At 47.5% G+C, this 22,192-nt stretch carries 16 protein-coding genes; 12 read left to right on the top strand and 4 right to left on the bottom strand.

The genetic code is table 11. The annotated features are described in order from the left end of the window. The first annotated feature begins 212 nt into the window (after positions 1 to 212). The 6 genes from FKV70_RS17010 to FKV70_RS17035 all read left to right on the top strand — a co-directional run bounded on the left by FKV70_RS17010 (position 213) and on the right by FKV70_RS17035 (position 9,573). A complete protein-coding gene (locus FKV70_RS17010) occupies positions 213 to 2,396 on the top strand; it encodes an alpha-galactosidase (protein WP_142613584.1) in 2,184 nt (727 codons plus the stop codon). A 130-nt stretch (positions 2,397 to 2,526) separates the two neighbouring features. Next, complete coding sequence (locus FKV70_RS17015; RefSeq protein ID WP_142613585.1) at positions 2,527 to 4,308, top strand: sensor histidine kinase; 1,782 nt, start codon at positions 2,527 to 2,529, stop codon at positions 4,306 to 4,308. After that, positions 4,305 to 5,855, top strand: coding sequence for a response regulator transcription factor (locus FKV70_RS17020; RefSeq protein WP_142613586.1), 1,551 nt, complete (start codon positions 4,305 to 4,307; stop codon positions 5,853 to 5,855). Before FKV70_RS17015 ends, FKV70_RS17020 begins: the two co-directional genes overlap by 4 nt. Positions 5,856 to 5,941: 86 nt before the next feature. After that, entirely contained in the window at positions 5,942 to 6,898 is a 957-nt protein-coding gene (locus tag FKV70_RS17025) for an ABC transporter permease (RefSeq protein WP_016819520.1), read from the top strand. Between the two features lie 14 nt (positions 6,899 to 6,912). After that, positions 6,913 to 7,851, top strand: a complete 939-nt coding sequence (locus tag FKV70_RS17030; RefSeq protein WP_016819521.1) for a carbohydrate ABC transporter permease — start codon at positions 6,913 to 6,915, stop codon at positions 7,849 to 7,851. A gap of 42 nt (positions 7,852 to 7,893) precedes the next feature. Continuing rightward, entirely contained in the window at positions 7,894 to 9,573 is a 1,680-nt protein-coding gene (locus tag FKV70_RS17035) for an ABC transporter substrate-binding protein (protein ID WP_142613587.1), read from the top strand. 219 nt (positions 9,574 to 9,792) lie between these two features. On the opposite strand, the gene FKV70_RS17040 is transcribed toward FKV70_RS17035, so the two are convergent. Beyond that, a complete protein-coding gene (locus FKV70_RS17040; protein WP_142613588.1) occupies positions 9,793 to 11,763 on the bottom strand; it encodes a glycosyl hydrolase in 1,971 nt (656 codons plus the stop codon). A 451-nt stretch (positions 11,764 to 12,214) separates the two neighbouring features. Between FKV70_RS17040 and FKV70_RS17045 the strand changes: the two genes are divergently transcribed. Further along, the gene (locus tag FKV70_RS17045; RefSeq protein ID WP_142613589.1) at positions 12,215 to 13,009 is read left to right on the top strand and encodes a GNAT family N-acetyltransferase; all 795 of its coding nucleotides are present in this window, start codon (positions 12,215 to 12,217) and stop codon (positions 13,007 to 13,009) included. Positions 13,010 to 13,323: 314 nt separating this feature from the next. Continuing rightward, the gene (locus FKV70_RS17055; RefSeq protein WP_142613727.1) at positions 13,324 to 14,658 is read left to right on the top strand and encodes an SMI1/KNR4 family protein; all 1,335 of its coding nucleotides are present in this window, start codon (positions 13,324 to 13,326) and stop codon (positions 14,656 to 14,658) included. A 111-nt stretch (positions 14,659 to 14,769) separates the two neighbouring features. On the opposite strand, the gene FKV70_RS17060 is transcribed toward FKV70_RS17055, so the two are convergent. Together FKV70_RS17060 and FKV70_RS17065 are read right to left on the bottom strand one after the other, a co-directional pair. Further along, the gene (locus FKV70_RS17060; protein WP_142613590.1) at positions 14,770 to 15,531 is read right to left on the bottom strand and encodes an SDR family oxidoreductase; all 762 of its coding nucleotides are present in this window, start codon (positions 15,529 to 15,531) and stop codon (positions 14,770 to 14,772) included. Between the two features lie 287 nt (positions 15,532 to 15,818). Next, positions 15,819 to 18,248 (bottom strand): UvrD-helicase domain-containing protein, encoded by a 2,430-nt coding sequence (locus FKV70_RS17065; protein ID WP_142613591.1) that lies wholly within the window; start codon positions 18,246 to 18,248, stop codon positions 15,819 to 15,821. A gap of 309 nt (positions 18,249 to 18,557) precedes the next feature. Here FKV70_RS17065 and FKV70_RS17070 point away from each other — a divergent pair, with 309 nt between their 5' ends. Next, entirely contained in the window at positions 18,558 to 19,403 is an 846-nt protein-coding gene (locus tag FKV70_RS17070) for a zinc ribbon domain-containing protein (protein WP_063211630.1), read from the top strand. Between the two features lie 65 nt (positions 19,404 to 19,468). Beyond that, a complete protein-coding gene (locus FKV70_RS17075; protein WP_142613728.1) occupies positions 19,469 to 20,257 on the top strand; it encodes a TrmB family transcriptional regulator in 789 nt (262 codons plus the stop codon). Between the two features lie 8 nt (positions 20,258 to 20,265). On the opposite strand, the gene FKV70_RS17080 is transcribed toward FKV70_RS17075, so the two are convergent. After that, a complete protein-coding gene (locus tag FKV70_RS17080; protein ID WP_142613592.1) occupies positions 20,266 to 20,898 on the bottom strand; it encodes an NUDIX hydrolase in 633 nt (210 codons plus the stop codon). A gap of 173 nt (positions 20,899 to 21,071) precedes the next feature. Between FKV70_RS17080 and FKV70_RS17085 the strand changes: the two genes are divergently transcribed. Together FKV70_RS17085 and FKV70_RS17090 are read left to right on the top strand one after the other, a co-directional pair. Then, positions 21,072 to 21,365, top strand: coding sequence for a hypothetical protein (locus tag FKV70_RS17085; RefSeq protein ID WP_063211304.1), 294 nt, complete (start codon positions 21,072 to 21,074; stop codon positions 21,363 to 21,365). A 76-nt stretch (positions 21,366 to 21,441) separates the two neighbouring features. Continuing rightward, complete coding sequence (locus tag FKV70_RS17090) at positions 21,442 to 22,143, top strand: histidine phosphatase family protein (RefSeq protein WP_142613593.1); 702 nt, start codon at positions 21,442 to 21,444, stop codon at positions 22,141 to 22,143. Positions 22,144 to 22,192: the final 49 nt, after the last annotated feature.

Genomic DNA, 22,192 nt, shown 5'->3' on the forward strand with positions numbered 1-22,192 from the left:
GCATTATAACATAAACAGTGAGTACCATGCCATGTACTTCATATCTAAAATTAATATATGATTTCTATAGAACCTATTGCTATATCATTGAATCTTATCAAGCTTTACACCATATGGACTTAGTTGATGGCTGTTACAAAAGGGTTGTTCTAAGTGCCATTTTAGGTGTGGATCTCCGATGATTATTATCTAAGAGAGGGGTTATTTTCCCAATGGGTATCATTGTTCAAGAGCAACCGGGGCTGTTTCATTTGCAGTCGTCGGGCATGAGTTATATTATTCAGATTGTCGATGGATTTCCTGTGCATGTATACTGGGGAGACAGGTTGAAGCACCGTGAGCCCATGGCTGATCTATTGCTTCACACTCCCGCGACGGCTGGATTAGATCGGCTGCCGCAAGAATACCCGCAGTATGGGAGTGGAGACTTCCGTACACCGGCGTATCAAGTAGAGCTTGAGGATGGAACACGCATCACGGAGTTAAAGTATGATGGTTACCGGATCATTAAGGGAAAGCCATCTTTACCCGGGCTTCCGGCCGTTTATACCGAGAATGAAGCCGAAGCGGATACGTTGGAACTGGAATTAAAAGATGCCTTTTCAGGTCTTAAAGTTGTTCTTCTTTACACCGTCTTCGCGGATCGAAATGTAATCGCTCGTTCGGCTCGTTTGAGTAATGCGGGGGGACAAAATCTTCGGCTCCTCCGTGCACTAAGCGCCAGTGTCGATTTCGCGGGGAAAAGCGATTTAGAGTTCATGTATCTTTCGGGAGCATGGGCACGGGAAGGGAATATTACCCGCAAACCGATTTTGCAAGGTGAAACCCGAATTGATAGTAAAAGAGGCATGAGCAGCCATCAGCTCAATCCTTTTACTGCATTAGTCACGCAGGAGACCACGGAAAGCCAGGGTGAGGCATTCGGCTTTAGTCTTGTGTACAGCGGAGGCTTTGAGGCGGGAGCAGAATTAGATTCATTTGGCTCTACACGGTTTAGCATTGGCGTAAACTCGTTTGACTTTTCATGGTTACTGAATCCAGGGGAGAGCTTCCAAACGCCAGAAGCCGTTATGGTATACTCCGGTCAAGGGCTGGGAGAAATGTCGCGTACATATCATCGCTTGTATCGGACTCGGCTTTGCCGAGGTAAATATCGGGATGAAGAACGCCCTATTCTGGTCAATAACTGGGAAGCTACCTATTTTGACTTCAATGCGGATAAGTTGGTATCGATAGCGAAAGAGGGGGCTGAGCTAGGCATCGAACTCTTTGTCCTGGATGATGGTTGGTTCGGCAAACGGGATTCTGACAATTCGTCTCTCGGTGATTGGTACGAAGATCGCCGGAAGCTGCCAGACGGACTGGCCGATGTCGCGAAACGCATCAATCAATTGGGGCTTAAATTCGGGCTCTGGTTCGAGCCGGAAATGATCTCTCCAGACAGCGAATTGTACCGCAAGCATCCAGACTGGTGTCTTCACGTTCCAGGACGGCGGCGTAGCGAAGCCAGATGGCAGTTGGTACTGGACTATACTCGCAAGGAAGTGCGCGATTACATCTACGATTCGCTGGCTGCCATTTTCTCCAGTGCTCCAGTCTCTTACGTGAAGTGGGATATGAATCGGTGCCTGACGGAAATTGGTTCCGCTGATCTGCCGCCGGAACGCCAATCCGAGACTGCCCATCGCTATGTTCTTGGATTGTATGAGCTGTTAGAGCGCGTCACCACCGAATTTCCGCATATTCTTTTTGAGAGTTGCTCAAGTGGTGGAGGACGTTTTGATCCAGGCATGCTTTACTACATGCCTCAAGTCTGGACTAGTGATAATACCGATGCGGTGGAACGCCTGAAGATTCAATATGGAACTAGCCTTGTCTATCCCGTAAGCGCCATCGGAGCCCATGTGTCGGCCGTTCCGAACCATCAAGTTGGACGCATAACGCCCCTTGATTTTCGAGGTGATGTCGCCATGTCTGGAAATTTTGGATATGAGCTTGATCTCACGAAATTCACTGATGAGGAAAAAGAGACGGTTAAACGTCAAGTCACAGCATACAAGCAGATTCGTGGCTTAGTACAGAAGGGTGACTTGTATCGCCTAAAGAGTCCGTTTGAACATAACGAGTCGGCTTGGATGTTTGTTTCCGAAGACCAAGAGGATGCCATCGTCTACTATTTCCAAGTGATGGCTGTTCCGAATGCACCTTGGCGAGCCCTGCGCCTTGACGGACTGAATCCAGAACTCGAATATGAAGTTCAGTCTGGAAATAGCGGGGAAAAGTCTATCCATGGGGGGGATAGGCTTATGAAGTTGGGCCTGCCTCTTGTCTACAGACAGAAAGACTATGAAAGTGGATGGTTCAGGCTTCGGGCCATAAAGTCCAGCAAGGCTTAGGGCTTAAAGGATCAGTACAACAGTACATTGGCGAAAGATAGAAAACAATTGATTGAGTTATGCATGCCCCTTTTTATATGAAAAGGGGCATTTTGCGCGCAGCAGCCGTACTGATCGGGGAGGGCAAGCCATGTTTTTTATACGAATGATGAATGATATGAAACTAAGGAAGAAGATGACGCTTACATTCATTTCGGTAGCTGTTCTTCCCTTGCTGTTATGTGGCCTGTTTCTGACGGGAAAACTCCGAGAGGCCGTCATTAAGGACGCTTTTATGCAAGTATCCAACAATGTCGATCGGGTCCAAAATCGTACAGAAGAACTGATTAAAGTACCACTGGACATCTCGTATCGGCTAACCAATGATAACCGGATGAAAATGGTGGCTAGCCAGAAGTATGACAGCTACATTGAAGTCATTCAGGCTTACCGGGAGTATACAGGTATTCGTGACTACCTCCAATTGTACAAAGAGATATCCGGCATCCGAGTCTATGTTTCTAATCCTGGAGCATTGAACAACTGGGAATTTATTCAGCCGGACGAAAGAATCACAACCGCAGATTGGTACAAGGAGGCTATAGAGCAGAAAGGATTGGCTGGCTGGAACTTAATCAAGGATGAGAGGGACGATGCCGATTATCTCAGCCTGATTCGTTCATTCGCAGTGAATTCACTAGGGCAAAAAGGAGTATTGGTCATCAATGTTAGTAAGCGCCAATTAAATTCAATCCTGAATCAGGAATCGTTCCCTACCTTGATCGTGGATAACCGGAATCAGATCGTCGCGTCCAATGAAGCAGAGTTGTTCGGGAAGAATCTATCTGAAATTCATGTCGACGAGAATATACTTTACCAACAGGAAGGAAGTTACAACACACTCATTAATGGAAAAGCGTCAAAAGTGGTGATCGCAAATCTAACTCCACAGAACAGCTGGAATGGACTTCGCATTATCTCCGTTTTTTCCGTTTCCGAGATTACCCGAGATGCTAATCAAGTGATATGGCTCGGCGGAGTCGTGATCACGGCCAGCCTGATATTTGCAGCCTTACTTATCTATGCTTCTGCTTCGCTACTATCCAGAAGGCTTCTTCGCTTGAGCAAGCATATGACCCAGGTAGGGGCGGGCTCATGGGAAACCTATCTCCATATCGACGGAAAAGATGAAGTTGGTCTACTATCGAAGGAATTTAACGCGCTCGTCAGTAACGTAAACCATCTGGTCCAGGAGGTTCAAGAAACGAATCGTCAGAAAAGTCTGGTGGAGCAAAGACAAAACGAGATCAAGTTCAAAATGCTGGCAAGCCAGATTAATCCGCATTTTCTCTTCAATTCTTTGGAGTCCATCAGAATGGAAGCCCACATTCGCAAACAGGACGATATCGCCAAAGCAGTATGGCAGTTGAGCGCGTTGTTACGCAGCAGTCTGGAGGCCGGTAACGACAAGATTCCGCTGCGTAAAGAGCTTGAGCGGGTGTGCTGTTATCTTGATCTTCAAAAGTTCCGGTATGAAGAGCGTTTGGAGTATCGCTTAACGGTTGATCCGGATTTGGAGGAAATGTTGGTTCCACCTCTGATTATCCAACCATTGGTGGAAAATTCTATTGTACATGGTCTGGATAATCAAGCAGAAGGAGCTGTCATTGAAGTGAAAGTAAAGGAAATTCCGGAGGGGGTCCGAGTTATGGTATGTGACAACGGCGCCGGTTTCACAGGTGATCGTCTCGCCCTTGTACGAGAAGAGCTTGCTGCATCCGTACATGAGCAGGAGGTCCAGCGAATTGGATTGCGAAATGTAAACGATCGTCTTGTCTTATTGTATGGGACCTCTAGTGCCTTAAGCATTGAGAGCGAGCCGGGGAAAGGCACTTGTATTCAGTTTTTCATACCTGGGGGTGAATCCAAATGATTAAGGTAGTTATCGTTGACGATGAGCCGAAGCTTCGTCAAGGCCTTCAAACGCTGATTCCATGGGAGAGTCTTGGGTTTACCGTTACAGCTACGGCAGCCAATGGAAAAGAAGCATTGGAAGTCATCCAGGAAAAGTCCCCCGATGTCGTAATCGTCGATATCCGCATGCCGGTTATGGATGGCTTACAGTTGATTGAGCACTTGAGATCTGACGGTCATCATTTACATTTTATGATCCTCAGTGGATATGCCGACTTCGAGTATGCCAAGCAAGCGATCAAATACGGGGTGTGCGGCTATCTCCTTAAACCGGTGGACATTGGTGAAATGTCGGCCAGTTTAAAACAGATACGCGAGCGGATCGAAGAGGAGCGCCTTCAACGGGAGTGGCGTAAGAAGGAGGTTATAAATCGGGATTTATACCTGCACAGCCTGCTCGTCTCTCAAGAGAAGACGGAAGATCCCACCAAGTTGAGAAGTAAGGCAATAGAAGCGGACTTATTGTGGCCCCACTACGAAGTCGTGATCGTCTACCCGCGTGTTTCTGAAGTAGACCGTTCCGATGTCGCATACCAGCTTTCGAATGGATTGAAGGCAACGATCGAGGGGCAGATGATGGGGCTTGTCACAGTAATCCCGCCGTATACGGTCCTTTTGCTCAACGAGCCGCTGCGTGGAAGACAACGACGCGAAACTCTGTACAACGAGATTCGTAACGCTGCGGATAAGGTCCGGTTCGCCGCTGCAACCGGAGGGGGAGTAACTGCTCCCGAAGATATTTGCAAATCTTTTTTAAAGGCCCAGGAAGCGGTAAAACGATCCTTTTTCAGCGAGAAGAACCGACTGCTAGATCCGTATCCTTTCTTTTCTCCTTCGCTGGCTTCCCCCGGATTGTCTGTCGATAAAGCTGAAGAAACGATGGAGGAATTCATCTTCCGCCTGTATTACAGTCTGGAAGTAGGAAACCAGAATGTCATACTACCATTGTTGAACGAGGTGGCAGCATTTTTTCTCCAACAGGGGCAAGATGAAAAGTCGATCAAAGAGTCGTTCTTCTTTCTATCCAATGCGATCATTCACAAGCTGACCGCGGGGTTCTGTATCGAGTTGAAAGAGACGGAGGAAGTTTCCCGTTTTTTGAATGGGATATACCAGCATGATCACCTAGATGACCTTTTGGAAGAGACCTACCGTTTCCTGCTAGCTTTGGCGAAAGACTCCGAACCTCGTGGAAAGGAGCAGGAATTCAAAAAAATGATCGACTTTATTCACAAGCATTATGCAGACAACCTGAGGCTGGAAGCGTTAGCCGGACTACTAAACTATAGTACCGCCTATTTGGGCCAGCTCTTTAAGAACAAGACAGGGGAGTACTTTAACACCTATCTGGACAGAGTCCGTATCCACAAGGCAAAGGAGTTGCTGGATCAGGGAATGAAAGTTTACGAAGTCGCTGAAAGCGTTGGCTACACAAGCGTCAACTACTTTTATAGCAAATTCAAAAGGTACGAAGGCTGTTCACCGTCGGAATATAGAAATCCATAATTTGTGGATGATTTTTCCCGAAATCCGTTATCTGGGCTCGGACTCTCCTCTGTTTTATGATGGATTTTAAGAGAGGGGATGAGAAAATGAAAGCGGTAACAGCAAATTCGGAAAACGTATACAAAAAACCGAAGAGGAATGCTTGGAAGGTATTTAAAAGCCAAAGGTATCTTTACTACATGTCTATTCCGTTTGTTATTTGGGTCTTCGTCTTTCAGTATTTGCCGCTATGGGGCTGGACAATGGCATTTCAGAAATACAGACCCGGTTTGAGTTTTTTTGAACAGAAGTGGGTGGGCTTGGAGCATTTTCGTACTTTGTTCCAAGATGATCATTTCTACCAAGTACTGCGGAACACGTTGGCTATGAGTCTTATGGGACTGGTCGCTGGTTTTATTGTACCGGTTGTCTTTGCTCTATTGCTCAACGAGGTCCGCATACAAGTGATAAAACGTTTTGTTCAGACCGTATCTTATCTGCCACACTTTGTTTCATGGGTGGTTGCTGCAGGCATCGTCACCAAAATGCTTTCAGCGGATGGCGGTGTCGTAAACGATATGCTCATGGGTCTAGGCATCATCGACCAGCCAGTCCAGTTTATGGCCCAAGGTAAATTATTTTGGTGGGTTGTAACTTTCGGAGACATCTGGAAGGAAACAGGTTGGAACGCCATTATTTATCTGGCTGCCATCGCCGGTATTGGTCCTGAATTATACGAGGCTGCGCGGGTGGACGGCGCTAGCCGATTCCAGCAAATGTGGCACATTACGCTGCCGGGAATCCGGCCGACCATTATCATTCTCCTGATTATGTCTATTGGCCATCTGCTCGGTACGGGATTCGAGAAACAATTTCTGCTGGGCAATCACCTGGTCATCGATTACTCTGAAGTACTTGATTTGTATGCGCTTAATTATGGTCTGGCGATGGGACGTTACTCTTTCGGAACGGCCATTAATATTTTCAATTCGGTGATCAGCCTAGTCCTATTGTTTGCGGCTAACGGAATCTTTAAGCGCTATACCAACGAGAGCATTATGTAAGGAGGAGAATGGACATGGAGGCTGTCAAAAGCACTACGCCGGTCGGCGGATTAAACAACAAGCTTCAGGCGAAATCACCACAAGACCGAATCCTGGGGGTAGTTGTTTATCTTTTCATGATTGTGGTCACCGTTCTGACGATCTACCCGTTCTTAAATGTGCTAGCTATCTCTTTTAACGATTCGGTAGACACCATTAGAGGGGGAATCACCATCTGGCCAAGGCAATTTACGTTGAAGAATTACGATTTGATTTTCACCTATGAGGGGTTAATCACTGGATTCAAGATCTCCTTTCTGCGGACCATCATTGGCACCGTAGCGGGTTTGGTCAGCGGCTCGATGCTTGCCTATACACTTGCCCGAAGTGATTTTCAAGCTAGAAGGTTCATCTCCATCTTTCTTGCTGTCACTATGTATGTTTCCGGGGGGTTAATTCCAGGTTTTATCCTGATGAAGGAACTGCATCTAATTGATACATTTGCCGTCTATATTTTACCAGGTCTTGTAAGTGCGTTTAACGTCTTCATTATTCGTTCCTTCATTGACGGCCTGCCTTATGCGTTACAGGAATCAGCCAAGCTGGATGGTGCCAACGATTTCACAATCTACTGGCGCGTTATACTTCCTCTTTGCAAACCGGCATTAGCGACCGTAGCGCTCTTCTTGGCCGTTGGGCAATGGAACTCTTGGTTCGATACTTATCTGTTTAATGGGTCCAATGAATCGTTGACGACCCTGCAATATGAATTGATGAAAATTTTGCAAAGTACGACAACAAGCGCAACCAATTCCCAGGACGCTGCCAATATGGCGGAGCGTATGGCACAGGTATCCCCGGAATCGGTTAAAATGGCAATTACCATCATTGTTACCGTGCCGATTCTTATCGTCTATCCTTTTTTACAAAAATATTTTGTTAAAGGTATGACGCTTGGAGCAGTAAAAAGCTAAAACGAAGCAGCAAACATTCATTATACAGGGAGGTTTCGCTCCATGAAGTCAAGAAAAAACAGAATGATCGTATCTTTCGTAATGTCATTAACTTTAGTCGCGACGCTCGCAGGGTGCAGCGGTAATAATCCGTCTGAGGCTACCAAGGCCGTAACTACAGGAGACATCACGCTAACTTATTTCTCGGAAGACTCCAGCACAAATTGGAATAACATGAAGGATGAAGTCGGTAAGGTCATCGCTGAAAAAACCGGAGTAACTCTAGATGCTGAATTCGCTGTCGGCGACCCGGTCCAAAAGATTTCGTTGATTGCAGCCACAGGAAACTATCCTGATTTGATCGCTGCTAAGGCGGATGTCGGTAAACTTGTCGATGCTGGCGCAATCATTGATTTGACGGATTTGATCGATAAGCACGCACCGAACATCAAAAAAATGCTGGGTGACAAGCTTGTTCGGACAAAGTACAGTTTGGACGACCCATCGATCTATGTGATTCCAACCTGGTCTGCTGTCGAAGAGAAAAAAATCAAGCCTGACGTAGGATTTAAACTCCAGCATCGTGTCGTCAAGGAAGCGGGATACCCGGACATTCGTACGGTACAGGATTTTGAAAAAGTCATTAAGGACTATATCACCAAGCATCCGACAGACGAAAATGGCAACAAAAATATCGGATTGTCCCTTAATGCCGATGATTGGCATATGTACCAGGTAACCAACTCAGGATTTCAAACGACCGGGGGACCAGATGACGGCGAATACTTCATCGATCAAAAAACACACCAAGCAACTTATCATTTCCGCCGCCCGGAAGAAAAGGAATATTTCCGCTGGTTGAATCACATGAACTCCATTGGATTGCTGGACCCAGAAAGCTTCGTACAGAAGACAGACCAGTTTAAGGCGAAGATAGCTTCAGGACGTGTACTAGGCTTGGCCGATCCAGAGTGGGACTATGGCGACGGACAAAATGCGCTGAAAGCGGAGGGCAAATTCGACCAAACGTACGGTCATTATCCAGTCACCATGAGCAAGGAATATAAGGATACCAACTTCTGGCTCCCTGGTTTTGATGGGGGATATGGAATCTCGATCTCTAGCAAGTGCAAGGACCCGGTACGTGCTATCCAGTTCCTCGACTTTTTGGCATCGGAAGAGGGGCAAGTCCTGAATAACTGGGGAATTGAAGGAAAGCATTACACGGTTAAAGACGGCAAACGGACGATTATTCCGGCTGTGCTGGAACGGATGAACAATGACAATGCAGCTTTCCAAAAGGAGTCCGGAATCGGTCTATATTGGAACCTGATGGTCCATTATGGTGATGGCATCAAGGACTCAACCGGCAACTACTTTACTCGTAGTTATCCGGAGATGCTGACAGCAACCTATAACAAGTCGGAGAAGGAAGTCCTGAAGGGCTATAAGATAGAACACTGGAAAGATCTGTTTCCGAAAGAAGAGGAATTTCCGCCTAGAGCATACGGGGCAGCATACACGATGTCTCTTCCCAATGACGATCCGGCTGTTATCCTCGGAGCCAAGATGAAGGATATTACATGGAAACGGATTCCGGAAGCGGTCATGACCAAGCCGGAAAACTTCGATAAGGTTTGGGATGCTTATATGGCAGAGCTGGAGAAAGCCGGAGTACAAGAAATGGAACAATCCTTTACCAAGCATATTCAGAATCGGATTAAGCTATGGTCCGCTAACTAATTCGTTTTGCATAAAAGAACAGGGCCGTTTCCACTTTCCAATTGGAGAGGAGACGGTCCTTTTCTATTAAGGTTTGCGATAGACTACATTTGCTTAAAGTACAAACAGCGGCCAACCTCGGTTACTTTCTGAGGTGGCCGCTGTTCCTTAGAGACAGGCTTCTACGCTGCTTCATGGTGCTGGATGGAAGGTTACAGTTACGGATACGTTAAGAGCGCCTTACTCCGCTTCATTCTTGGACGAAGTAAACAGGTCTTGAGGAAGCTCATCCCTCGTGATCACGTAATCGCTGTTGAACACTTTTATGAGATGATCGAGTGAATTATATTGTCCGTTGCGGACGAAATCGCCCGTCCATGTGGTGAAAAAGAGCCAATGTGCTGAATATGCTTGAAGCAGTTCAGGATCGCCAATCGGGCCGTTTTCGGACAGGCCAACCAGCTTCTTGTCTTGCACGAGATTCACCAAGCTGTCGTACTTGCCAATACTTGGGTTATAATTAGCCGCCTGGTTGTAGATATCCACACTTACAATATCGACGACATCGTCCCCTGGATACCAGTCGGGACTCTCGGAGTTCCATACCCAGATCAGATTGTTCAGGTGATGGTAGTGTGTTAGACGGTCGTACATGATACGGTACAGTTGTTTGGCGGACTCTGGCCCTTGGGCGCCCCACCAAAACCATTTGCCCTCCGCTTCGTGCAGCGGTCTCCACAGCACTGGAACGTGAGCATCTTGGAGCCGTTTCAATTGAGCAGCAATGGCATCGATGTCCCGCAGGATTAGCTGGTACTCTTCCGACTCGGGATGATTCAGCGCATATTGGACGTCGAATGTAGTAGCGTCCGTGTAAAACCCGCGCCACCATTCTTTGCCGGGAATATCATGCAGTCCCTTGGGGGCATTCCAGTGCCATGCGAACGTGACAATTCCACCTTCTTTGGCCCATTGAATCGCCTTTTCCACCTCAGTTGAGGTGGCACCATGCTCGACGCGAGAGGGGGAATAATCCATCATGTCCGTTGATAATATAGCAGGGTACTTTCCGGTATGGTCTTCAATCCACTGGGCATCCTCCAGAGTGTGCTGACCGGAAAGAATATGGCTACCGTAACTATCGACGAGATAACTCATGAGTGCCTTGGTTTCCGCAGTCGCATTTGGGTTTACTGGCTTTTTCTCAATCTGATGCAGTTTAGGGAGGGAAACAGCTGACAGCTTGACGTAGTCGATATGATATCGATCCGAGTCGACATTGAACTGTATCGTGTTGTTTCCCGAATTCAGCATAAGTTTACCGCCGGCTACCTCTGTGTAGCTTGCTGTTGCCGGGAGTGATATTTCGCTGGTCTGGCCGTTGACCACCAAATGGGTCTTTTTATCTCCAGTGGGGCTACTGTAACCGATTGCAAGGTTGTAAAGTCCGCTCGAAGCTGCGTTATAGGCAAGGGTTAGCGAACCTGTGCCCTTAATGGCTGCGTAACCGGTACCAGAATACCCCGTATCAGTCGCTTCTATGTTGACCTCGCCAGTTATGGCTCCCTCTTCGGCTTCAATTTTGCTGATTGCAGCAGGAAGATTGGCGAATTCAACCTTTACATACTCGATCCCGTAATATCCCCAGCCTCTTGAAAAAGTCAGCTCGTTTGTGCCAGCATTCAGCATGATCTTGGTTATCATTTTCTCGTTTACCGATGTACCTTTCGGAGGAGCAGCCAGCGTTATGTTTTCAGTCATGGTGCCATTGACCTCGATGCTGGTATCCTTGGAGCCGGTGCCCGCCGGAATGTAGTAGCCGAGGCTCAGTCTATATAGACCTGCTGTAGGCACGTTTATTTTAAATGTAGCCGTTCCATCAGACTTGCCAGAGTTTGAGTCATAGTCATAAAAGAAAGATACATAGCCATCACCTTTATAAAACGTATCGCCGGTATAGGGTGTATCCCGTTTTTCTACGCCGTAACCTTGAAGAAGTGCCTCTTTGGAGCTGACGACCGTAGAAAAGGGGCTGCCGTTAGTGGATAAACCTTGACTTGCATTCATCGCCGTTCGACCATCCACATCGGTGACCAAGTGAGCTGATTCTGCTTTTGCTAAGCTTGGAACTAAATCGAGAGATACAAACAAAAAAGTTAAGAGCACAAAACTAAGAATACTGAAAAGCCTTCTTTTCCATGGGTCTGGCATATGACTCACTCCTTGAATTATTAGATGTTGCCGCCTCAATTGATCTGCAACACATACTTCGGAAAACGCTTTCAATAAAATATACATATGAAGTACACTTTGAAGTAATTTTGAAGTAATCGGTGACAGGTAATTAAGGACCAGCTTGCACTTTGAAGCATTCTTTCTTTACTTGTATGCGTTTTCAATATTTGTCATTGTTTTTAGTGCCTCACCTCTCTTTAAATTCATCATAAATTAGAGGCGAGGCAGGAACTATACAATGAATTTCGGAAAAAATCATCCTTAAATTATGGATTTTAATACTCCGATGGTAAATAATCCTCATATTTTTTGAAATGTTATAACCCCGGATGTTAAGGCTATATGGGATAAGTCAAAAGGATCGTTTTAATTTGTGGTATCATGCCAATAGGAATACTACCCATATGGCAATGAAAGGGACTAATACATGATTTCTCATCGATTGCTTACCGACGAAGCTATTAATCAATTAACGGACCCAATCCATAGAGACCAACATTTGTTGTTCTATAGCTATTTAACTCAACGTAAAGAACAGGCTAAATTCGTAGGTCAATATGTAGAAGACAAGCTGACGGCGGTTTTGGCATACTTTTGCGGACTCTCCTTCCCTGCATTTTCCTTCCACTGCCTAAACCGAGAAAACCTTAACTTTAAAGCTCTTATTGCTTTTACGAAGGAAACCATTCAACTTAGGCAAAATTCCGTTTGTGGTACAATTCTGTGTGATCGTGACCTACAACTTTTTCAGTCGCATGGGCTCATAACCGGTAACCCACAACGTTTCTTAACAATGAAGCATATGGATCAATCGAAACTGCTTGATTCTAACTTGGCTGAGTTAATTAGGGAAAATGAGGTTTCAGATATAGTGGATTTTTTACAAAATGGGGGCATGAAATTTTTTGTGAGAAGCGAACTCGAACAATATCCTTTCTTTGGGATCAAGGAATGCGGTCATTTGATTGCCGCAGGCGGCTTCCACTTTTATGATTCTAAGCTTGTGGAGCTTGGAAACATATATACAAGCCCTGCTTACAGAGGAAAAGGACTAGCAAAGCACTTAACGAGTCAACTCACTAAGCTGGGCAGGGCGCTTGCATCAGATGTCTATCTGGGAGTGCTGAAGGAGAACCAAGTTGCTGTACATCTTTACAAAAGCTTAGGCTATGAGGTTACGGCTGAACAGACGATGGTTGATTTTAAACTATCTAGTGGTTGACGAACTAGGCCGGATGTCGCGAGTCGATTGAGAAGTACCAACGAAGGAGGAAGAAGGCTCTGGAACAGAATGATATTAATATTCATCAACTGACTGGTGATATCCATCAAATTTTACATAAGAGAATGGATAAACTAGGTGTAGCATACGGCATCGTTACTGAATTTAGTTATAGTCCTGAGGAGCCACCGTCTTGGATTATTAGTATCGAAGACTCTAAAATCGTGCTTACGTCGGACATGTTGTTTCAATATATGAAACAGCATCAAAATTTAGAGGATACGTTAACTCATTTTATGCGTGATCACTTTCCATTGTGGTTTGGGAAGAACGAAACGCAACTGGATCGAATAAAAAACAAACTGGATCAGGCCATGCGCCAAGACACGGATTTCTCGGTGTTTGGAGCATCCTCACATCAATATAAGGTCAATGAGAAGCTTACAGCCAAAGCGCTGGCGGACTGGCAAGCTTATAATCAAGTTACCCTTCCTGAGCCTTACGCACAGTTTTTAACGAATATCGGCAATGGAGGCGCCGGACCCTATTATGGAATTTTTTCAATTGAAAAGGCAACTTCTTACACCGAGCGCCAGGCACTCCTTGCAAAATCCGTTCTGTATCCTGCGATGACCAAAGAGGAATGGAACCACCTGACGGAACCCCTGACCTCGGATGAGGACATCCCTGATAAAGAATACGACGACGCCCGTAATAAGGTGCTGGGCGGCATGTTGTGCATAGGCACCCAAGGTTGCGAATACGACATGTATCTCGTACTTGAAGGCAAACACAGGGGGAGAATTATGTACACCTCCGGTTTTTATCCTGATCATCCTTTTTTCTTTGTCTATGAAGATAGCTTTCTGGACTGGTATGAGCGCTGGCTGGATGAAATTATTCTGGATTATGATATCGGGTGGTTTGGCAGTCGAATGCCAGGCGATGAGAATGCGCTGATCCAGATTTACCAGAGCACTCCAAACGAAGAAACCCAAGCCAAAGCACTTGAGGCTATGTTCAAGTTTAAGAAAGTCTCGCAGCCAACCCTTGGTTTTCTGAAAAATATTGCGGAGCAAAGCCCAAAAAATCGGGCCACAGCCATTCGGCTAATCTGTAAAACTTCTTTTGACACGGGTGGAAAATATCTTCTGGAGCTGTTGCAATCGGATGAATATGAAGAGTTTTCGCAAGCTTTAATGATTCTACACGCATCCAATAAAACAGCGAATTTAACGGAATCCATTCCACTGATCTTGCAAAGACTTGACAGGATTCGCGACGTAGAAACGTTGCGTTATGCAGGGTATATCTTGGAGGATTACGATGCAATCACGCTCCAGAACTTTGCGCCTTTTCTGTGTCATGCCGACCTGAACATGCAAACCACGGCCATCTATGCCACGCGCAGTTGCGAGAACAAGCTGGAAAGCTGGCAGATTATTGAACAGATGTTGAAGGGAGGCGACCCGCAGGTTCTGAAAAACTCGATTTTATACTGGGGCATTATTCCACATGTGAAGTTGCTGCCTTATTATAAGTCGGTATGGTCGGAATATAAAAGGAATCCGAATTTCAAGGAAAAATTTATCGGTTGTTTGCGAGAACTGCATTTGCCAGATGATTATTTTGATAAGGGCGAATCGTGAGAAATGAGATTTGGAAATGATGAATAACGTGCCAGTCAATCTACAAGGTAAATCAATAAAAAGCGAAGTGAAAAAAGGGCAATCCCGCAAAAGGACAGCCCTATAAGCGAGCTATTCTATTGAATTTTTCGTTGCCTTATACATATTTTCTACGTGTTCGTCGACTTCATCTCGTGACATGCGTAAGCGAGGCACAGAGGTACCATATCCGATTTCTATTTTTCCCTCTGCTAATCCTTTGAAAATTCCATCTGCGAAGTCAGCTAACGGTTCTCCATGCGTATGCAACCCTGCTCCACCTAAATCTGTATTCACTGCTGGCGGGACAACTTCAATTACCTCTACGGACGTATCAGAAAGCTGGTGTCTTAGGCTGATTGTAAATGAATGAAGGGCTGCTTTTGTTGCTGAATAAATCGGAGCAATCACAAACGGCGTAAAAGCTAACCCAGAAGTGACGTTAATGATAGTCGCCTCTTCTTTTGCTGCAAAATATGGAGCGAATAGCATGGATAGATGGAAAGGTGCTTCAATGTTAGTGGTAATTTCTTTGCTGAAATAATCCCAATTGTTTTTTGCATCCGTTTTTAACACATTAAAACGTTGTTGGATACCAGCGTTGTTAACTAACACATTTACTTCTGGATAGTTGGCAGTTACCCACTCCGACAATGCTATACGCTCGGACTCCATATTCAAATCACTTACATGAGTAATGAGGTTAGGCAATTCCTCTTTTGCTTGTTGAAGTACATGTTCACGCCGTCCAGAAACAATGACTTTATTTCCAGCTTTTAAAAATCGTTCTGCAAAAGCTAATCCAATTCCAGTACTTCCACCGGTAATGAGTATTGTATTTCCTGAAAGTTTCATTAAGTTTCCTCTCTCTTTTAGAATTTAGTCATCAACGAAATTTTATCTGGAATGAATGAAGGGTTCCTTAGATAAAATGATATATTAAAAAACGGCAGATTAGGATTTTATTTTCATATCCTAGTCTACCGTTTTTTATTTTATTTAGTCTGTCTAAAATTTATTTTCGTCAGGCTGCTGAAAAATGAACGACAATGCCTTTTTTGATCCTCATTATAGATCTGCACTAATCGGACTAAATGACGGGAACAGTGAAGTGCAGCTCCATCTAGCTACACGTCTCGCACTCATCTGGCAGGGATACTGCGTGTTCCCTCCGTCATGGGGGAAGAACAGAGCGGACACACTGGCGGCGTGCCTGCACTCGCCGAATTTGCGCGGCGTCCACCTACGGTGTCGCGCCGCATCCATGCCTTGCAGGCGGCGTCCGTGCATTTCCACACAGGCACATTGACGCGTGGCTCAGTCTGTGACCTAGCTGTCGCCGAGGTCGTCCGTGCTGTAGTAGCGGCTGAGGCTGATCCCGGCCTGCTGCTCACGCGGGTTGCGGTCCCAGACGCTGTCGCACCGCCGCCGCTCCGGCTGCCATACCCGGAAACCTTGGGTTGGCCAAAGCTGCTGCGGCGCGTTTCTGGTTTGGAAGCCTCAGGGGTGACCCCATAGGCTTCCAGCAGGAAGCGCGAAACGGCGGCAGGCTTGCCGTGATTGGAGGCGGGGGAGGTGATGTATAGCAGCTCCTTCGCCCGGGTGACGGCCACGTAAGCGAGACGGCGCTCTTCTTCCAGCGCCGCCTCGTTATCCACAGCTGTTGCGGGGGCGGCACCTGCCCGGCGATCCTCCGGCAGCTCGCTGTGTAGGGCGGAGCTGTGCGGCAGGATGCCTTCGCTGGCCCCGATCCAATATACGCAAGGGAACTCCAATCCCTTGGCACGGTGGATCGTCATGAGCCGAACAGCATCGCTGTCTTCCTCTCTGCGGAGCGATTCCATTTGGCGGTGGCGCTCCGAAAGCTCGTCCGCAAAGCTGACGAATGCCTCCACGGTGTCAAATCGCTTGGCTGCCGTTTCAAGCTCCTCCAGACTTTCTTGCATCGTTTCCTTATAATGCGTCCATGCGCCCGTGTCGCCACTTTCCAAATATTTGTCATAAAAGACACGCCGCATTTCCTGAATGGCATAGGCTGGCTTCATAGTAGCGAGACTGCGAATCAGACGAATGCGTTCTTTCACCTGTTCACGCTGAAAATCACGTAGTCGATCCCAGCGGCTAAGGTGGATTAACGGGTATTTTTTAGCCTGCTGTTTCTCTTCGCGCATAATCCATTCCATCCCAGCCTCACGGGAGACATACAGCGGTCCAAGCGTGCTTGGAATGGATTCCATTCGCCGTGGGTTCAGCGACAGACGCAAGTGGTCCATTAAAGGACGAATCAGAGACTGATCGTAAAACACGGCGCCTGCTCCGTACTGAATAAATGGAACATCCCGCATAATCAATTGCTCAAAAATAGATCGGCTTCCGCTGGCCGTTCGGTGCAAAATGGCGATATCGCGGTATTGAAGCCGGCCTTCCTCTACCTGCTGGAGTAGATGAGTAACAATATGTTCCGCTTCTTCCTCAGGTCCGGATGGAGTCGCAAACTGTGGTGGCAAGCCCTCACGACCAGCAGCCGCAAGACGTTTGGAGCGTCGATGGACATTTTTAGCGACGATGTTGGAGCCCAACCCCAAAATGCGCGCATCACTGCGATAATTGATATCAAGGGTAATGACCTTTGCATCTTTATAGACCTTATCAAACTCCAGAATGGATTCCTGGCGTGCGCCGTTAAAGGTATAGATCGTCTGGTCATCATCTCCGACGACCATCAGATTGCGATGCCTCGCGGCCAATCGCTGCACCATATCATATTGCAAGGCATTCGTATCCTGAAATTCATCGACCATGATATAAGAAAAACGCCGTTGAAGCGGCTGAAGCACATCCGGGTCACGCAGCAGCGCGGAGGCACGCAGCAGAATATCGTCAAAATCCATTTTATTGCGCTCTCGTTTCCACGTTTCATAGGCGAGCATGGCACGCTTGGCATCCGCTTCCTCGCGGATGGTTTCCGGCAGCTCGTCTGCGCTACGACCCTCCGCCTTCCAGGCGGAGAGGGCGGACAACAGGCTTTCCGGCTGGAAAGCCTCGCTCAGTCCAAGCTGGCGCAGCATCATTTTCATGACGGTATGCTGAGCCTGCGTTTCACCGAACACTTCGTCTTGCACGCCGCGATGACGCAACATCGCCAAAGCGAACGAGTGGAAGGTACGCGCCTGTACTGCACGTGCAGCGGAAGGGCGCACACCGGGTAATCCGGCGATGCGCAGCTTCATTTCGGCAGCGGCCTTGCTGGTGAAGGTCACCAGCAGGATGGACGATGCAGGAACATCGCGCATCGCCATAAGGTAGCCTGCACGGGCCGCCAGCACCGTGGTTTTGCCGCAGCCAGCCCCTGCGAGGGTCAGAAGCGGGCCTTTACCGTGGCGTACGGCCTGAATTTGCGGGCGGTTCAGATGAATGCCCGCGTTCTCTATAGCACGGAAAAAAGTCGCGTCTTGGTCGGTGTCGGGCACCAGCGTTATACTGGTATCCATAGAAGCTCGACGTGCCTGAGGGATCGTCGTTGAATAAGGAACCCCGATGGGTCGGGGGTAAAATGCAGGATTTGGGTTCATGATCCTGAAACCCCTTTCGTTCTTAAAATCTTCCATTTTCACAAATGGGGGTAGTTTTTGGTATGATAGAGTTCTAGTCAGCTTGAGTTGATGAAAAGAACAAGACTATGGACTAAAATGGTGCTGAATTATGCGGATCTAGAGCTGGAGCGTCAGAACGTTAATAGGCTGACGCCAATGCCTATAGTCTTCAAACAGGCGATAGGACCGCATTCCATTATACAGGAGTTCGAGGCTTGCCAACAGAAAAAAACTTTGGGATATACGGACGGTACAGTGAAATCCGGCTGGATATGGGAGGAAATGAAGATGAAGCTGATTCAACGTATAAAGGAAGGCGCTAATCGCGCAACAGAAAAGGCGCAGCATGCTGTCGAGATTAGTAAGATCAATTCACAAATTACAACGATTCAGCAGGAAATGGATGTACATTTCTTACGAATGGGTCAAATCTTTTACGAGGGCTACCGGGCATCCGATATGTCCATGGCTGAAACTGAGATGACACAGCTATCCACAGCTTGTGATGAGCTTCAGGATGAAATTGATGAGCTGCGCAGCAGAATTGCAGAATTAAAAAACGCCCATTTATGTACCTGTGGTGCAGTTGTGCCGATGGATGCAAACTTTTGCCCCAAATGCGGACGCAAGCTGAATGAAAGGCAGACAGCCTCCAAGCAGGTAGCGGCTGTGCGGGAGGAAGTGCCGGCAGACGCCTATTCTTTTGATCTGCGCAAGTCAGAGGCAGTGAAGGATGCTGCGCCTGCTTACATGGAGTATGCAGAAGATGAAGTCATCGATCGGCATGAACAGGATGAGCAGCATGAAACGCATGATCCAACGGGATTAGATCGCAATTACACGGTATCTGATTTTACTCCAGAAGAAAAAGCAGCGTTCGACGAAGAGTGGGAGCGCCGTCGTCAGGAAGAACTGGAGAAAGAACACCGTCGTCTTGAAGAACTGGAACGTGAGCGCGAGCGTCAAGAGGAGCTGGACGAGCGCATTCGATATTGGAAGGCCAATAATTCCTTGGGTGAGAAGCCAACAATGACGTCTACACAAATACGCGAAAATGTAAAATGCCAAATCTGCACAGCGGAATTACCTAAAGGCTCCAAATGGTGCCCGCGCTGTGGAGCTGAACAGATTTGACGCAGCCGAACAGGCTGCCGCAGGGCACAGACATAACGCCGGGCAGCATAGGGGGAACAGAACATATGGAGCGTTTGCTGCAACATCTGCGGAATCTGGGTTTTACGGAGATGGAAGCCAAAGTGATGGTCGAGCTTTCGAGACAAAATGCGGCTTCCGGGTATGAAGTGGCTAAGCGTCTAGGGGCATCGCGTTCCAACGTGTACGCAGCTTTGCAGCGTTTGGCCGGACAGGGATACCTCAGAACCAGCGCGGGAGAGCCTGTACGCTACAGCATGCTGCCGCCGGGTGAGCTGACCCGGATAATCGAAGGGCAGATGCGGGCATCCCTGCTGGCGGTGGAGAAGGAAATGCCACGAACAGAACCAACTCAACCGACCTTTTATAACGTGGAAGGTGACCGGAAGGTACTGGAAAGTCTGACACGTGAGTTGGAGCGAGCCAAGCACGAGATTGTGTTGAATTTGTGGCGCGAGGAAGCAGAATTGCTGCGAGAAGCGTTGAAAAACGCCGAGAGTCGGGGTGTGCGTCTGCTATGGTCCTGTGACAACGGTGAAAGTATGCTTGAACCGTGGCTACCCGGTACGTCTGGTACGGAAGTTCAGGAACCGTCAGGGCGCAAGTTTTCTTTTGTTATTGATCGGCGTTGGTGCATGCTGGGGATGCGGGGAGAGAATTGCCCGACACAGGCGCTTATAACCGAGCATCCGGTGATGACAGGTTTGCTGCTGGATCATTTTGCTCAGGATCTTATTCTGTATGAGCTGGAGCATGATATGGGCAGCGAGCTGTCGACCCGGTATGGCTGGCGGTATGAAGGCATTATCGGCAAATATATGTCAGCCGGAGAATAGCATAAAGACTACTGTGAGGGAAGTTCCATCAGAGCCCGGCATATAGCTGTAATGTAGCCTGCTTTGTGAGGCACGAATTGATCTGGTGTAATCAGGCGGCGAGTTCTTTCCGGGTGCGGCCCCGACGTAATACCTTGGGCTTCAATAAATGGAATATGGCCTTCAAACAGGGCCAGTGCCTGGTCAAGGTCTGCCTCGTACAGTCCGGCAACTTCTTCCTGCTGAAGACTGTAGGCTTCCAGGGGCTGTTTGGACAGCAGTCCAAACACCGAGCTGACCTCCCGATCCCAGAAAGAGATGCCCTGGGCGGTGCCTTTACTTTCATATCGAACGGTCATCAGCGGTGTTAAGGAGGTAAAGGGAACATGAATACCCAGTTCTTCCTCCAGCTCGCGAGCCGCCTGAGACATATCTTCGCCTGAAGTCAAATGTCCGGCTGCTGTAATATCATAGTATCCGGGAAAGGTGTCCTTTGTATCCTGACGCTGTTGGAATAGCAAGCGGCGACCTGTCGAAGTGTCGCGTGCCAGCCAGCAGTGAAAGGTATGGTGCCAGTATCCCTCGGCATGTGCTTCTTGTCGGGAGGCCGTACCCAGGGGGTTGTCCTCATCGTCATAGATATCCAGAAGCTCGCTAGTCATCGTGGTTCCTCCTTATCATAAGCGGAAAATCAAAGTCTACCTTACAGTATAACGTGTTTTCCGCTTCGACGATATGATGGTCGATGTGGAATGTGGAGTAGTTTTTGGGGTATGCTGGGAACATGGGGATTTGCGCCATAACATAGGTTTATGATGGAAAGGAGCGATTTTACATGGAATGTATTGTACATTTCCGAGTTATGCATCCAGAGGAGCCCAAAGAACTGCGCGGGTTGATTATGCTGGAAAGTGGAGGCAAGCCGGGGATTGATCAAATAACAGATATGTTCAAAAATATGGGCTATGATGTGCGTCCAGACAATCCGGAGGAATTGATTTTTAAACCAGTCGATGCCAGAGCCAACTATACATATATCCGGGTTATTGAGCTGGATACGGGTGAGGAAGTTTACCATGAAGACAGGGATTTGCGCGCGATTTTGGAAAATTTGCTGAATAAACATTAATTAAAGATCAGGAGAGCTAATTGCTGGAATGAGATCAAGCGATCCTGTCGCCATTCTTAGGAACGGAGAACCAATGATGAGATTGTATATTATCCGACATGCAGACCCCGATTATCCTAACAATACCATCACGCCAGAGGGACATTTGGAGGCCCAGGCACTGGCCAAACGGCTGTCCAGTCACGGTCTGGACCGTATTTACGTCTCACCCATGGGACGGGCATTGGATACGATGCGCTACACCGCCGACTCTCTCGGTATGACTTATGAAGTGGAAGACTGGACGCAGGAGCTAGCCCTAAAGCTGGAGGAAACTCCATACGGCCGTCTTTCCCATTGGGATTTGCCTGGTGAAGTGATTCGGTCTGAGCTGCCTCTGCCGACTCATGACTCTTGGAAGCAAATATCCTATTACCAAGGGACGCAAAGTCCCGAAACCTTCGAGCGGCTGAAGGTTCATTCTGATGAATTTTTGAAGCGGCAAGGCTTTGAACGGGTAGAGGGCAGGTACCGAATTTTGAAGCACACGGAAGACAGGGTAGCCGTATTTTGTCATGGCGGCTTCGGGCTAACCTGGCTTGCACATCTGTTGGAACTACCGTTGGCTTTGGTCTGGTCCGGTTTTTGGATGCCGCCTAGCTCCGTAACTACCATCTTGTTTGATGAACGCTCCAAGGAATGGGCAGTTCCCCGTTGCATTGGCTTCGGTGATGTCTCCCATCTGTACGCAGAAGGTTTGCCTGTCAGACCGCGGGGAATTATCACTAACTTCAACTAATATTTTTTGAGCCATGCTAAAAACGGCTTAAGACGATACACCGTCTTAA

It is taken from the genome of Paenibacillus ottowii, from assembly GCF_006874425.1.
In the GTDB taxonomy this organism is placed as follows: Bacteria; Bacillota; Bacilli; order Paenibacillales; family Paenibacillaceae; genus Paenibacillus; species Paenibacillus ottowii.

Coding starts and splice junctions, on each gene's coding strand:
- FKV70_RS17010 (WP_142613584.1), top strand. CDS start 213: ATGGGTATCATTGTTCAAGAGCAACCGGGGCTGTTTCATTTGCAGTCG.
- FKV70_RS17015 (WP_142613585.1), top strand. CDS start 2,527: ATGTTTTTTATACGAATGATGAATGATATGAAACTAAGGAAGAAGATG.
- FKV70_RS17020 (WP_142613586.1), top strand. CDS start 4,305: ATGATTAAGGTAGTTATCGTTGACGATGAGCCGAAGCTTCGTCAAGGC.
- FKV70_RS17025 (WP_016819520.1), top strand. CDS start 5,942: ATGAAAGCGGTAACAGCAAATTCGGAAAACGTATACAAAAAACCGAAG.
- FKV70_RS17030 (WP_016819521.1), top strand. CDS start 6,913: ATGGAGGCTGTCAAAAGCACTACGCCGGTCGGCGGATTAAACAACAAG.
- FKV70_RS17035 (WP_142613587.1), top strand. CDS start 7,894: ATGAAGTCAAGAAAAAACAGAATGATCGTATCTTTCGTAATGTCATTA.
- FKV70_RS17040 (WP_142613588.1), bottom strand. CDS start 11,763: ATGCCAGACCCATGGAAAAGAAGGCTTTTCAGTATTCTTAGTTTTGTG.
- FKV70_RS17045 (WP_142613589.1), top strand. CDS start 12,215: ATGATTTCTCATCGATTGCTTACCGACGAAGCTATTAATCAATTAACG.
- FKV70_RS17060 (WP_142613590.1), bottom strand. CDS start 15,531: ATGAAACTTTCAGGAAATACAATACTCATTACCGGTGGAAGTACTGGA.
- FKV70_RS17065 (WP_142613591.1), bottom strand. CDS start 18,248: ATGAACCCAAATCCTGCATTTTACCCCCGACCCATCGGGGTTCCTTAT.
- FKV70_RS17070 (WP_063211630.1), top strand. CDS start 18,558: ATGAAGCTGATTCAACGTATAAAGGAAGGCGCTAATCGCGCAACAGAA.
- FKV70_RS17075 (WP_142613728.1), top strand. CDS start 19,469: ATGGAGCGTTTGCTGCAACATCTGCGGAATCTGGGTTTTACGGAGATG.
- FKV70_RS17080 (WP_142613592.1), bottom strand. CDS start 20,898: ATGACTAGCGAGCTTCTGGATATCTATGACGATGAGGACAACCCCCTG.
- FKV70_RS17085 (WP_063211304.1), top strand. CDS start 21,072: ATGGAATGTATTGTACATTTCCGAGTTATGCATCCAGAGGAGCCCAAA.
- FKV70_RS17090 (WP_142613593.1), top strand. CDS start 21,442: ATGAGATTGTATATTATCCGACATGCAGACCCCGATTATCCTAACAAT.